10 protein-coding genes and 1 tRNA gene are annotated in these 13891 nt (G+C 40.7%); 5 read left to right on the top strand and 6 right to left on the bottom strand.

Features of this window, described 5'->3' with window-relative positions:
- Window positions 1-236 precede the first annotated feature (236 nt).
- The 3 genes from F0249_RS07150 (at window position 237) to F0249_RS20395 (ending at window position 4448) form a co-directional block, all read left to right on the top strand.
- Window positions 237-1958 (top strand): acetolactate synthase 3 large subunit, encoded by a 1722-nt coding sequence (locus F0249_RS07150; RefSeq protein WP_017051133.1) that lies wholly within the window; start codon window positions 237-239, stop codon window positions 1956-1958.
- A gap of 1 nt (window position 1959) precedes the next feature.
- Window positions 1960-2454, top strand: a complete 495-nt coding sequence (gene ilvN / locus F0249_RS07145; RefSeq protein ID WP_017051132.1) for an acetolactate synthase small subunit — start codon at window positions 1960-1962, stop codon at window positions 2452-2454.
- A 134-nt stretch (window positions 2455-2588) separates the two neighbouring features.
- Window positions 2589-4448, top strand: coding sequence for a diguanylate cyclase (locus tag F0249_RS20395; RefSeq protein ID WP_171756229.1), 1860 nt, complete (start codon window positions 2589-2591; stop codon window positions 4446-4448).
- A 477-nt stretch (window positions 4449-4925) separates the two neighbouring features.
- On the opposite strand, the gene F0249_RS07135 is transcribed toward F0249_RS20395, so the two are convergent.
- Window positions 4926-5588 carry an FCD domain-containing protein gene (locus F0249_RS07135; RefSeq protein WP_171756228.1) on the bottom strand — a complete coding sequence of 221 codons (663 nt, stop codon included), beginning with the start codon at window positions 5586-5588 and terminating at the stop codon, window positions 4926-4928.
- Between the two features lie 173 nt (window positions 5589-5761).
- A complete protein-coding gene (gene pykF, locus F0249_RS07130; protein WP_017051129.1) occupies window positions 5762-7171 on the bottom strand; it encodes a pyruvate kinase PykF in 1410 nt (469 codons plus the stop codon).
- A 430-nt stretch (window positions 7172-7601) separates the two neighbouring features.
- Between pykF and F0249_RS07125 the strand changes: the two genes are divergently transcribed.
- Window positions 7602-8363, top strand: a complete 762-nt coding sequence (locus F0249_RS07125; RefSeq protein WP_017051128.1) for a DeoR/GlpR family DNA-binding transcription regulator — start codon at window positions 7602-7604, stop codon at window positions 8361-8363.
- A 109-nt stretch (window positions 8364-8472) separates the two neighbouring features.
- On the top strand, window positions 8473-10305 hold the full coding sequence (glmS, locus tag F0249_RS07120) for a glutamine--fructose-6-phosphate transaminase (isomerizing) (RefSeq protein WP_017051127.1): 1833 nt from the start codon (window positions 8473-8475) through the stop codon (window positions 10303-10305).
- Window positions 10306-10546: 241 nt separating this feature from the next.
- On the opposite strand, the gene nagB is transcribed toward glmS, so the two are convergent.
- The 4 genes from nagB to F0249_RS07100 all read right to left on the bottom strand — a co-directional run bounded on the left by nagB (window position 10547) and on the right by F0249_RS07100 (window position 13844).
- Window positions 10547-11347, bottom strand: a complete 801-nt coding sequence (gene nagB, locus F0249_RS07115) for a glucosamine-6-phosphate deaminase (protein WP_171756227.1) — start codon at window positions 11345-11347, stop codon at window positions 10547-10549.
- A 454-nt stretch (window positions 11348-11801) separates the two neighbouring features.
- On the bottom strand, window positions 11802-12077 hold the full coding sequence (locus F0249_RS07110) for a hypothetical protein (RefSeq protein ID WP_017051125.1): 276 nt from the start codon (window positions 12075-12077) through the stop codon (window positions 11802-11804).
- A gap of 242 nt (window positions 12078-12319) precedes the next feature.
- The gene (locus tag F0249_RS07105; RefSeq protein ID WP_113799526.1) at window positions 12320-13396 is read right to left on the bottom strand and encodes a TRAP transporter substrate-binding protein; all 1077 of its coding nucleotides are present in this window, start codon (window positions 13394-13396) and stop codon (window positions 12320-12322) included.
- Window positions 13397-13768: 372 nt separating this feature from the next.
- A tRNA-Ile gene (locus tag F0249_RS07100) sits at window positions 13769-13844 on the bottom strand.
- Window positions 13845-13891: the final 47 nt, after the last annotated feature.

Raw genomic sequence — 13891 nt, 5'->3', positions numbered from 1 at the left:
ATCTTTTATTTTTACTAACGATAGAATATTTATAAAAACCTTTCAAACCCCCCATTAGACCCAATGATAATAAAGGGTTACAGTTGTTGCGTACCCTCTCTTTTTGTTATGACAAAAGGAAGGCATAGCCGAAAAGTGGAAGTATTTCGATTTAGGCTAAAAATAAGACCTAGACTATGGAAAACCAGAGCCAACCGTATTACCAATACAGATGGTTTCAGGTAAGGAGAATATAGATGGAAATGTTATCTGGCTCAGAGATGATCGTACAGTCTTTGATTGATGAAGGTGTTGAGCAAATTTTCGGTTATCCGGGTGGTTCAGTGCTTGATATATACGATGCTTTGCACGCAAAAACGGACGATATACAGCATGTTCTTGTTCGTCATGAACAAGCAGCGACACACATGGCGGACGGCTATGCGAGAGCATCGGGTAAACCGGGTGTGGTACTTGTCTGTTCTGGACCTGGAGCGACGAATACAATTACGGGTATTGCGACTGCTTATATGGACTCCATTCCTATGGTTGTGCTATCAGGAAACGTGCCTAATAACCTTATCGGTAATGATGCCTTCCAAGAGTGTGACATGGTGGGGGTTTCGCGCCCTGTCGTGAAACATAGCTTTTTGGTTAAGAAAGCAGAAGACATTCCAGAGACCATAAAGAAAGCCTTCTATATTGCATCAACGGGCAGACCTGGACCTGTGGTGGTCGATTTGCCAAAAGATGTCATGAATCCACAAATAAAATTCCCTTACCATTATCCTGAGTCGATTAAGTTGCGTTCATACAACCCAACAACGACAGGTCATAAAGGACAGATAAAGAAAGCCTTGAAAGCGCTTTTAGAAGCTAAGAAACCCGTACTTTATGTTGGGGGAGGTGCCATAATTTCGGAAGCGGATCGTCAAATTATGCAGCTATCTGAAAGCTTAAATCTTCCAGTGGTAAGCACCTTAATGGGTCTTGGCGCTTTTCCTGGCACCCACAAAAATGCGTTAGGCATGCTAGGTATGCACGGCACCTACGAAGCCAATATGACCATGCATAATGCGGATCTTATTTTCGGTATTGGTGTTCGTTTTGATGATCGTACGACCAATAACCTTGAGAAGTATTGCCCCGATGCAAAAGTAATTCATATCGATATTGATCCGTCATCGATCTCTAAAAACGTACATGTTGATCTTCCCATTGTTGGTTCTGCTGAAGTTGTACTTGATTCAATGTTGACACTGCTTATCGAGCAAGGTGGATCGAATGATGAAACCGCGATAGAAAGCTGGTGGAAAGATATTAATCAATGGCAGTCACGTAACTGCTTGAGTTATGACAAGTCGAGTGAGCGGATTAAGCCTCAACAAGTCATCGAAACTTTACACAAACTAACAGGTGGTGATGCCTTTGTTGCGTCAGATGTTGGCCAGCACCAAATGTTTGCCGCTCTCTATTATCCGTTTAACAAACCACGTCGCTGGATCAATTCTGGTGGCCTCGGCACTATGGGGTTCGGTTTTCCTGCCGCTTTAGGCGTTAAATTTACTCATCCAACGGAAGAGGTGGTATGTGTGACGGGGGATGGCAGTATTCAAATGAATATTCAAGAGCTGTCTACGGCAATGCAATACGATATACCCGTGAAAATAATCAATTTGAATAACCGTTTTCTCGGTATGGTGAAACAGTGGCAAGATATTATTTATCAAGGTCGTCACTCTAACTCTTACATGGATTCTGTCCCAGATTTTGCGGCCATTGCAGAAGCGTACGGCCACGTTGGTATTCGAATTAACACACCTGATGAGCTTGAAGCAGGATTGAAAAAAGCATTGGATATGAAGGACCGTTTGGTTTTTGTAGATATTAATGTAGATGAAAATGAACACGTTTACCCTATGCAAATAAAAGGCGAGGGCATGGATAATATGTGGCTAAGCAAGACGGAGAGAACCTAATATGAGACATATTCTTTCACTATTATTAGAGAACCAACCGGGTTCATTATCTCGTGTTGTAGGGCTATTTTCGCAGCGTGGTTACAACATTGAATCGCTGACGGTTTCACCAACCGATGACGAAACACTTTCTCGCCTCAACATTACCACTGAATCTGATTCATTAGAGCTTGAGCAAATTCAGAAGCAACTGCATAAACTGATAGATGTACTTAAAGTTCAAGAAATATCTGAATTTGAGCACATTGAACGTGAATTGATGATGGTGAAGGTAAAGGCGGGTGGTTTTGCTCGCGCGGAAGTTAAGCGCACCGCTGATATTTTCCGAGGGCAGATTGTTGATGTCACAGCGTCCCAATATACCGTGCAGCTAGCTGGTACAAGTGAAAAGCTTGATGCATTCATTCAAGCCATTTCTGAGGTTACCGACGTAATCGAAGTCGCTCGAAGTGGCGTAGTAGGAATTGCTCGTGGAGAGCGTGCCTTAAAAGCCTAACTATTGATCGCGGTAATTAATTGACCACTTATTGATTTGAGCCACTTATTTGAAGTGGCTTTATCGTTTTTTAAAGTATGATGGGTGGTATAATGTTTTTTCATTAATTAGTGCCGTGAAGTGTAGGAATGGTAGTGAGATATAAAAAAGAAGCGGCTGTTATTCTAGCCGTGAGTTTGTTCTTGGGATCATTACTTTCGCTTTACTATCACCAACGGGCTGATTCAATTTATACAGACACGGCAAGGCAGATCGCCAATCAAACACTTGACCAGTTAGAGTTTACTGCACGTGAATCTGAACATCTGCGTTACCAAATGAAATCAGTGGTGAGTTTACTTAGCCACAGTACTGTTTTACTGGACTATACATCCTCTCCTGAGCCTGATAAGAAGAAATTTCTCGAAGATAATTGGAAATCCATAGCGTCGAAACAGAAGTGGTTCACACAGATCCGCTTTTTGGATCTTAATGGTATGGAACAAGTCCGAGTTAACTATGATGTCAAAAATGATCTTGCGAGTACTGCCGCAGAGTTGCAAGATAAATCTCAAAGAGATTATTTTAAGTTATCTCAAAATATAGAAAGTGATGAAATCTTAACAACTAAGATAGGTCTTGAAGTTGAACACGGGAAACTTGTCCAGCCTTATATCCCTACATTACGTTTAAGCATACCGGTGAGCAGTAGCTCCGGTAGAATTGGCTTTTTGATCACTAACTTAGATCTCTGGTATATCGCGGACCGATTGAGCTACTCGACAGATAAAAATCTTAACTTAGAAATTTTAGATGAGAGTGGTTTCTTTCTTTCCAGCGATGACAAAGACAAATTATTCGGTTCGGTTTTATCTCAGCGCAGTCAGTTTAATCTCCCTTATCAACATCCTAATATATGGCAATTGATGCAAAAGAAAAAAAGTGGTTATACCTACGAAGATAACAACTTATTTGTCTTTAACCGGGTTGAATTAAGAGGTGAAGAGACTCTATATTTATTGGTAAAAATTGAACCTCATCGAATACAACATTATGCATTGCCACAAATTAAATCGTTAGAAAAACAGGTCTCTTTTGTTTTAGGGCTCGTGCTGCTTTTTTCGATACCATCTCTATTTTTTAGTCTGTACTCACGACGAAGAAGTATGGAAAGTAAACTCGCTCAAGCAGCGCTAAGTGGCATGTCTGCTGTCATGATCACCGATCTCTCGTATCGAGTCTTAATGGTGAATCAGGAGTTCGAAAATATAACCGGTTATAGCTCGGGGTCAATTGAAGGGAGAGGGATCCTTCGACTTCTTTTTCGTAATAAAGCTTCAGATGAAGCCTTCTCTATATGGTCAAGCTTGGCTAAAGATCGCCGATGGGAAGGGGAGGTAGAATGTCTCACACAGATGGGCTCTCCTTTTATCGGATTGATTCGAATTCATGGTGTATTGGATCATTCAGATAAAGTCAGTTATTACATAGTATCGATTGTGGATATTACTGAGCGAAAAGAGTTAGAAGATAAATTCCGAAACTTAAGTGAAAGAGATGCATTAACTCAGTTATGGAATCGTCGTAAATTTGATGAAACGATAGATCATCATACGGCTCTTTTGCCGCCTGGTTCTGAAAGCAGTCAAACTTGTTTAGCCTTGATTGATATTGACCATTTTAAGCTGATTAATGATAACTCAGGACATGATGAAGGCGATCGAGTGATAAAAGTGGTGGCCTCTTTATTGGCAGAGAATGTCAGAGACTCGGACTTTGTCGCGAGAGTTGGCGGAGAGGAGTTCGCTATCATTATGCCTTGTATAGGCCTTGATAATGCGGAGTTGTTGCTAAACCGATTACGACGATTGATTGAGGGCTCTATGGAGGCACCTGTGACGATAAGTATCGGATATAGCAACATTACTTTAGATAGCCGTGAAACTTATAAGAAGTCAGATATTGCACTTTATGAATCAAAAGCATTGGGTCGTAACAGGGTGACATCGGCTTAATGTAGGCTTTCTAAGCAATACTTTGCCATTTAGCGGTGATTGGTGGTTAGACTAAAGTCTAATGCTTAACCAATTTTAGGCTAAACTTGGTAGAAGGTAAGTGGATATATTTTTGAATTGACCATGCTTCATTCAAAAATTCTTATCTTTTTGAGAAAGGATTCGTGCAGTAAAGCAAAAAATAATAAGGAAATCATACAGTCTAGTTACAGAGGCATCGTATGTTAAGCCATTTTCTAGTGAGGCTCACGATAGGTATTTTGGTGGTATTGGGTATTCAATTAAGTGCTCTCTACTTTTTACCTATGGTTTTGTTACTCAACACACACCATAAAGAATTTTTTGGATGGTGAACATTGAAGACATTAAGCAATGTTAGTAGCACTATTCATATTATTCTAAATAGCAAAAAGTCGGGATTTAACCCGATTTTTTGTTTTCAGCATGGCCGCTCTTTAGCCTGTAACCGCCATCAAATTAAGCGGCGTTAATGATGGTCTCAATTTCTTTCATTGAACCAGCAAGGTGCTTATCAAGTAAATCAAGCGCTTGATCGGTGTTCTTTGCTAAAACAAGCTTCATGATCATTTCGTGTTCATCAATGTTGAATAGCTCGCTTGAGCTATCTGGGTTCGATGTCATGGCTAAGTAGCGATAGCGTTTAACTTGATTGATTAAGTCGCTGAAGAATTCAAACATATTCTTTGAGTCAGCCCCTTCTAATAGAGCGACATGAAATTGGTGATGTCTCTCTTCCCATTCCGTATAGTCAAAATGGTCTTGATTATTCTTCACACGTGAAAGCTTATGGTAAGACGTTAATACATCAAGCTCCCAGTTTTCATCTCCGGAGTTAATCGCTTTCTTCAGTAAAACAGAAGAGACGACACGTAGGCTTTCATACAAGTCATGAAGTTCGACGACAGATACCGATGCAACCCAACAGCCTTTTTGTGGTGCTAACTTCACGTATTTGCTCCACGACAATTGAACCAGCGCTTCACGAATTGGAGATGCTCCAACATTATATTTGTCTTTTAATTCAGCAACGACCAATTTTTGGCTAGGAAGTAGCTCACCGTTAAGAATATCTTGGCGAATCATTTGGCAAACTTTATCTGTCAGAGTTGGGCTAGACACGTTGGAACCTCATTTAATAGTCGTGTGGAGTCGAGACACGATGATAATTAATTTAACGGTACGAAGTACTAATGAGATCGATAATACAGCGTACTGATTAATTGGGCAAGTAAGATTCATAAAAAAAGAGAGCCGAAGCTCTCTTTTATATTTTTTTGATAAATACGTTGTTCTTATAGAACTTGTACAGATACTGTGTTTGTGCAAGAAGATACTAATGCACCAGATACCATTACAACGATATCGCCTTTATTACCTAAACCAGACTCAAGAGCAAGTTTCTTACCGTTGATGTAGAAGTCATCAGTGCTGTCTAGAGAATCAACAACAACAGGAGTTACACCTTTAGTAAGAACAAGCTGAGCTGCTGTTTTAGTGTTGTTTGTTAGTGCGATGATGTTTGCTGTTGGGAAGTACTTACGTACTGAACGAGCAGATTTACCACCTTCAGTTGAAACAACGATTAGCGGAGCTGCTAGTTTCTCAGCTGTATCTACAGCACTTTTACATACTGCTTCAGTGATACGTAGACGTGGGCTATCTAGACGAGAGCTTAGCTCTGCTTTTAGAGCGCCATCTGTACGGTTACAGATTTGAGCCATGATAGTTACAGCTTCAACAGGGTATTTACCTTTAGCTGTTTCGCCAGAAAGCATTACCGCATCAGTACCATCCATAACCGCGTTTGCAACGTCGCCAGCTTCAGCACGAGTTGGACGTGGGTTGCTGATCATAGAATCAAGCATTTGAGTTGCAGTGATAACCATCTTACGAGCACGGTTACACTTCTCGATCATCATTTTTTGAGCGAAGATTACTTCTTCAGCTGGGATTTCAACACCTAGATCGCCACGAGCAACCATGATGCCGTCAGAAGCTTCAAGAATAGAATCGAAGTTATCAACACCTTCTTGGTTCTCAATTTTAGAGATGATGTGGATGTTTTCGCCGCCGTTAGCGTTTAGAAGCTCACGGATTTCTTTAACGTCTTCTTCTTTACGGATGAAAGAAGCAGCAACGAAATCTACGCCTTGCTCACAGCCAAACTTAAGGTCTGCTTTGTCTTTCTCAGAAAGAGCAGGAAGTTGAACAGAAACGCCAGGAAGGTTAACACCTTTGTTTTCGCCTAGAGCACCGTTGTTAAGAACTTTACACTTAACTTCAGTTTCTGTTGTTGCGATAACTTCCATTTCGATTAGGCCGTCATCAACAAGGATAGTGTTACCTGCTGTTAGGTCTTTAGCGAAACCTAGGTAAGTTACTGCTACTACGTCTTTGTTACCAACAACTGTTGCGTCAGTTGTGAAAGTGAACTCTTGACCAGCTACTAGATCTACGTCGTTACCATCTTCAAGTTTGATAGTACGGATTTCTGGACCTTTAGTATCTAAAAGGATAGCAAGTTGCTGACCTTTTGCTTCCATAACAGAACGGAAGTTCGCGATGCGAGTGCCATGTTCAGCGAAGTCACCGTGAGAGAAGTTTAGACGCATAACGTTCATGCCTGCATCTACAAGTTCAGTTAGTTTCTCTACAGATTCTGTTTTAGGGCCAATCGTACATACGATTTTGGTCTTTTTCATGGAAGGTGCTCTCCGGTAAATATAATTTAAATTGAAATTTTTGTATTGGTATCTGAAGGCTACTCGTTCAATCACTTTTCATATCAGCAATCGTCTCATCTTGAGCAGTCTTTAAAGCCATCAGATCTGAAAGTCTTTCATCAACTTTAGTCATTTTATGACCAGTTGGTCTGTCTATTTTGGCTGTTTTTTGTGACTTACTCGACTATATCGGGAGAAAGTGGCAAAAAAATGACAGCTAATTTTGTAATTTATTTTCTTTTCGGAGGCGGATTCTAGCATTGAATTGATCTTATTTCACTGGTTAAGAATTGTCTTAGGACAAGGTTTTTGCGCTATTTATTAATTTTTTAGGTCGAAATAAATAGACCTTATTGTTTCGACTTGATTATAATAAGTTCTGAAACGAAACTTTGTTTAAGAGTATTAAATGTCGAAACGAAACACTCAGTTAAGAAGGCACACAATAGCCAATCTGGTAACAGAGAAAGGTGAAGTGAGTGTTGATGAGTTATCTATCAAATTTGGAACATCGGAAGTCACCATTAGAAAGGATCTTGCCTCTTTAGAGAAGAATGGTCAGCTCCTGCGTCGTTATGGTGGTGCGATTGCTTTACCAAAAGAGGTAGTGAATGATGAGTTGAGTCAAAATGTTTCGGATCGAAAGATAGCACTTGCAAGTGCCGCAGCTGAACTGATCAGAGACCATAACCGGATCGTGATAGACAGTGGTAGTACGACTGGGGCATTAATTCAGCAGCTTAATCATAAGCGCGGCCTAGTGGTTATGACTAATTCATTGAATGTTGCGAGTGCTCTCAATGAATTAGAAAGTGAACCTACACTTTTAATGACAGGCGGAACTTGGGACATGCATTCGGAATCTTTCCAAGGGCAAGTCGCTGAGTCTGTATTAAGAGCTTACGATTTTGACCAACTATTTATTGGTGCTGATGGAATCGATTTAGAGCGTGGCACGACGACATTTAATGAGTTAGTTGGGTTAAGTAAAGTCATGGCAGAAGTGTCACGTGAAGTGATTGTCATGGTGGAATCTGAAAAAGTAGGGCGAAAAATCCCGAATCTAGAACTGTCATGGGAAAGCATTGATGTATTAATTACCGATGCTGAGCTCTCTGAAGCCGATTTACAAACAATAGAATCAAATAATGTTCGAGTTATTCGAGCATAAACAAAATGCAATTAATTTCTTATCACTATACTGAATAGATTCAGTACCAGTGGGTTTGCTTGCCGCCGATAAGAAATAATCAAAAAATTAATAATATTGGAGACGTTTTATGTGTGGGATTGTTGGTGCAGTAGCACAGCGTGATGTAGCAGAAATTTTAGTTGAAGGTCTACGTAGGCTTGAGTACCGTGGATATGACTCTGCGGGTGTTGCTGTTGTCGATCAAGATTCAAAACTAACTCGAGTTCGTCGCTTAGGTAAAGTGAAAGAACTTGCTGCGGCAGTGGAAGAGCAAGAAGTGCTTGGCGGCACTGGTATTGCACACACTCGCTGGGCAACGCACGGTGAACCTTCAGAAGTGAATGCACATCCACATGTTTCTGGTGATATTTCATTAGTACATAACGGTATTATTGAAAACCATGAAGAGTTACGTTCTCTGCTTAAAAGTCGCGGCTATGAATTCCAATCTCAAACAGATACTGAAGTTATTGCTCATTTAGTAGAGTGGGAACTGCGTACTTCTGAGACTCTTGTTGAGGCACTACAAAAGACAGCTAAGCAGCTAGATGGCGCATATGGCACCGTAGCCTTTGATCGTAAAGATCCTAGTCGTGTTGTGGTTGCTCGCTCTGGTAGCCCTATTGTTATCGGTTTTGGTGTTGGTGAAAACTTCCTTGCATCTGACCAACTTGCTCTTTTAAGTGTGACACGCCGCTTTATGTACCTAGAAGAAGGTGATGTTGCTGAAGTTACTCGTCGTGACGTAACCGTTTATGATCAGCAAGGTGAACAGGTTGAGCGCGAGATTGTTGAGTCTAATATCGAACAAGATGCTGGAGATAAAGGAAAGTTCCGCCACTTCATGCAGAAAGAGATTTTTGAGCAACCAAAAGCTCTTATTAATACGATGGAAGGACGAATCACTGATAAAGCCGTGATCACAGAAAGCATAGGTGTGAATGCGGTTGAGATCTTAAACAAAGTTGAACACGTACAGATCATCGCTTGCGGTACTTCTTACAATGCAGGTATGACGGCGCGTTACTGGTTTGAATCTCTTGCGGGTGTGAGTTGTGATGTTGAGATCGCATCAGAATTCCGTTATCGCAAATTTGTCACTCGTCCAAATAGCTTATTGATTACGCTTTCTCAGTCAGGCGAAACCGCAGACACGCTAGCCGCGCTTCGATTAGCGAAAGAGAAAGGCTACATGGGAGCTATGACGGTTTGTAACGTTGCTGGTTCATCATTAGTTCGTGAATCTGATTTTGCCTTCATGACTCGTGCTGGTGCAGAAATTGGCGTTGCATCGACCAAAGCATTCACGACTCAATTATCAGCTTTACTTATGCTTGTGACAGCCTTAGGTAAGCAAAAGAACCTGATCTGTACTGAAAAAGAAGAAGAGATTGTAAAAGCGCTGCATGAATTACCTGCTCAAATTGAAACGGCACTTTCATTCGATAAAGAAATTGAAGCGTTAGCACCAGACTTTGCCGATAAACACCACACGTTATTCTTAGGACGTGGAGAGTTTTACCCAATAGCGGTTGAAGCATCACTTAAGTTGAAAGAAATTTCTTACATTCACGCTGAAGCTTACGCTGCGGGTGAATTGAAACATGGCCCACTGGCTCTGATTGATGCGGACATGCCTGTTGTTGTTGTTGCTCCAAGTAATGAATTACTAGAGAAATTAAAATCGAATGTAGAAGAAGTGCGTGCTCGTGGCGGCCTACTATATGTATTCGCTGATGAAGAGGCTGGTTTTGAAGCTGATGAAGGAATGAAAATCATCACAATGCCGCACGTTAGTGAGATCACCGCACCAATCTATTACACAGTGCCAATGCAACTGCTGTCGTATCACGTTGCACTGATTAAAGGTACGGATGTCGATCAACCTCGTAATTTAGCTAAAGCAGTGACGGTAGAGTAATTCACTTAGCTTTAAAATCCTCATAGTAAATGGCGATGTGTCTTTTGGTTGCATTGCCATTTTTACCCCTTCCTTTTCTCCAAAATCCATTACTACTCACTGCCAATATTCGAAATCTCGATGGCTAATAACTCGAACTATTGAAAGGCTACTATTAGTTTTCGTTGGTATTCAGTGACGCGGAAAATAAAAAACCACTTTAATATAAAGTGGTTTAAGTTGTTATTAAGTGAACGGTAACTTATAGATCTTGAATGTTCTCAGCTTCTAGATCTTGGAAATATTTAAGCGTTTTCACTTTTAGTTCTTGCTGTGCTGGTTCATCAGCAACGATAACGGCTTTTGGATGCATTTGAAGCGCAGTAACCGTCCACATGTGGTTCACAGAGCCTTCGATAGCCATTTGAAGCGCTTGAGCCTTGTTATGACCTTGCGAGAGGATCATGACTTCTTCAGCGTCGAGTAGTGTTGCTACACCAATGGTTAATGCAAATTTTGGTACCTGATTCATATCATTATCGAAGAAGCGTGAGTTTGCGATGCGCGTATCTGGCGTTAGAGTTTTGATACGAGTGCGAGAAGATAGAGAAGAACCTGGTTCATTGAATGCGATGTGACCGTCGATGCCTACCCCACCCATGAACAGGTTGATTTTCCCGTAAGAACGAATTTTTTCTTCATATGCAGCGCAATGTGTATCGATGTCTTCTGCTAAGCCATCAAGTAGGTTGATGTTCTCCTCTTGAATGTCAACGTGATTGAAAAAGTTGTCATACATAAAAGAGCGGTAAGACTCTGGGTGGTTTGGATCGATACCGACATATTCATCCATGTTGAAAGTTACAACATGCTTGAAACTAATGTCGCCAGCTTTGTAAAGTGCGATCAGCTCTTTGTATGTAGTTAAAGGAGTACTGCCTGTCGGCAAACCAAGAACAAATGGACGGTCTGCTGTTGGGTTGAATGCGTTGATCTTGCTTGCAATGTGACGAGCTGCCCATTTACCAACTTGTGCAGCATTACTTAGAGGAATTAGTCTCATTTGTCTTTTCCTATAGAAATAGTATTGGATGTAATTCTTAATTTTCATTATAAAATAAGATTGAAATGTTGGCTAGTTTTTTCGCGATTTAAGCTGTACTTCAACGATAGTAAGATTTGATTATTGTCACCATTGTGAATTTTAGAGAAAAAATCATCCTGTTTTTTAGTTTGATTAAAAAAGAATGAGAGACCCGTTTGATTACGAACTATTGGCTTGCAAGCTCGCTAGGAAATCTCATCTCTTAAGATATAAGTAGGGTTCTTGTTACTGAGGGCGAACTATTGGGAAAATCTTGCAATCGTGAATGTGGTATTAAGTCGGCAGTTCTTGGATAGAGATGTTTTTAGAAGTAAGAGCCCATCGGTATCAGGCTCTTCTGCAAATACTAACTTGGAAAACTAGACATTATCGCTATTTAAGAAAAATGTAAGATATGGCCTATCAGTCGTACTTAGAATTGTTCATTCTTACTTTTGTTTAATTGGTATTCTTGAACAGCCACAATCAATTCTGGGCGATTGATAAACTTCCAAATGAAATACGGTGGAATAAGGAAGGCTATGAAATACAAAGATTCATGGAAGAAGGTACTCGCGATGATATCTTCATGACTGAAATATGCGATGCCTCCCATGATATCGAGCAGGAAACTCAATACAGCAAACGCAGTTGAAACGATTAGAGCCAAGCCCAGCAAGTCCCTTAGAAAATTTTTAGACGCTGTCATATATATTCTCCTCAATATGAACGCCAGTAAAAATACGCCTCTCATCGCTATCTTTATTTGATCTCCATCACTATTTTTTTGTAAGTAATAAGAATAGATTTTATATGCCTGTATTTACATATTGGATGGAAATTACTGCATTGAATAACATGATTTTTTAACAAATTAGCCCACTAAAATCATAGTGGGCTAATGTGCTGGTTTAAGGGTTTAAGGGTTTAAGGGTTTAAGGGTTTAAGTATCTAATTGTTATTCAAATATGCCTTTGTTGAGATATCTGTCCACCCACGGACTTTTTGTAGGTAGTTTGCCTGTGATTCGATGATTTTTCTGGCTAGAGGATCTTGGCTTGCTTGCTCTTCTAATAGTTGCTCTGTCGCTAAACGCATGGTACTCAAAACTTCAGGCGGAAAATCTCTAATTTTAATATCAGGATATTCAGCAAGCATCGAACTCCAGCTATTTGCATTTGCATCTATGGCTTGTACGTACATATCAAATGCCGCAACGCGGAAAGCGGTTTCTAAAATTATCTGTAAATCTGCTGGTAATTTATCCCACGTTTTCTTATTCACTAGGAACTGGGTTTCTGAACCTGGTTCATGCCACGCAGTATAATAGAAAGGAGCAATTTTCTGAAAGCCCATACGAAGATCAAAAGCGGGCCCAACCCACTCTAAGGCATCTATTGTTCCACGTTCAAGAGAGGTAAAGAGTTCTCCTGGTGCAATGTTGGTTGGCTTTGCTCCTACCTTTGCGAATACCTCGCCAGCAAAACCTGGAATGCGCATTTTAAGCCCTTGTAGGTCGTCGATAGATTTAATCTCTTTCTTAAACCAACCTCCCATTTGGATATCAGAGTTACCTCCAGGGAAGGAGAGTAAGTTATGCGGTGCGTACACCTCTTGCATTAGCTCCATGCCCCCACCACGATAAAACCACGCATACTGCTCTGTTGTCATCATTCCGAATGGCATTGATGAGAAGTATAGGGTGTTTGGAACCTTGCCTTTCCAATAGTAAGAGCTTGAGTGGCCTAGATCGTATTGCCCTGACTTCACCATGTCGAAAATACCCAACGGCGCTTTGTGCTTGTTTGCGGAATCAATGCGGATCTGTAAGCGGCCGTTAGACATTTCATTGGCAAGCTTCGCCATATTTTTAGTTGCATCGCCAAGGATAGGGGTATTTGGTCCCCAGGTTTCAGCGAGTTTTAATCTATAGGTTTTCTCTGCGGCATGTAGTGACAAAGAGAGTGTGGCAATCGCTGCCATAGCCATTGTTTTTAAAAGTAATAGGACTTTATTGTTAGTTTTCATTCATTCCTCTTTTCTAGCTTTAATTATTATTGGCAAAGCTAGATTCACGGGGTATGTGTGTTAGGTCAAATGAGTTATAGGTAATCTTGGGAGATAAAACTGATCGTATATTCTAGAGGTAGGAGAGAGGTGATTGGTTATATGTTGGAATATTCATATATGGATGGTTGTTAATTCTTTCTTGCTTAGTGTAGATGGTGGTTTATCGTTATTGTTTAATTGATGCTCTTATCACGTAGTTAGCTGTGATCATGCATTCGAATGTAGGAATCGCTAATGGTTCGATGCTGAATTGTGATTTGTCTTAGAGAGTCGTTAATACCCAGAAAGCAAAAAGCCAGAGCAGCGTAAACTGTTCTGGCTTTTCTAATTTGGTGGCCCCTCCCAGATTTGAACTGGGGACCGAACGATTATGAGTCGTGCGCTCTAACCACTGAGCTAAGGGGCCGAATAGGGGATAGATTATAGGGGATGCGGCTTAATGTGTCTAGATAC

Source organism: Vibrio sp. 03-59-1, assembly GCF_013114135.1.
Lineage (GTDB): Bacteria > Pseudomonadota > Gammaproteobacteria > Enterobacterales > Vibrionaceae > Vibrio > Vibrio cortegadensis.
This window is presented reverse-complemented; position numbering and strand designations above follow the sequence as displayed.

Excerpts from the sequence above, each read along its gene's own strand:
- F0249_RS07150 (WP_017051133.1), top strand. The coding sequence starts at position 237 with ATGGAAATGTTATCTGGCTCAGAGATGATCGTACAGTCTTTGATTGAT.
- ilvN (WP_017051132.1), top strand. The coding sequence starts at position 1,960 with ATGAGACATATTCTTTCACTATTATTAGAGAACCAACCGGGTTCATTA.
- pykF (WP_017051129.1), bottom strand. The coding sequence starts at position 7,171 with ATGAAAAAGACCAAAATCGTATGTACGATTGGCCCTAAAACAGAATCT.
- F0249_RS07125 (WP_017051128.1), top strand. The coding sequence starts at position 7,602 with ATGTCGAAACGAAACACTCAGTTAAGAAGGCACACAATAGCCAATCTG.
- glmS (WP_017051127.1), top strand. The coding sequence starts at position 8,473 with ATGTGTGGGATTGTTGGTGCAGTAGCACAGCGTGATGTAGCAGAAATT.
- nagB (WP_171756227.1), bottom strand. The coding sequence starts at position 11,347 with ATGAGACTAATTCCTCTAAGTAATGCTGCACAAGTTGGTAAATGGGCA.
- F0249_RS07110 (WP_017051125.1), bottom strand. The coding sequence starts at position 12,077 with ATGACAGCGTCTAAAAATTTTCTAAGGGACTTGCTGGGCTTGGCTCTA.
- F0249_RS07105 (WP_113799526.1), bottom strand. The coding sequence starts at position 13,396 with ATGAAAACTAACAATAAAGTCCTATTACTTTTAAAAACAATGGCTATG.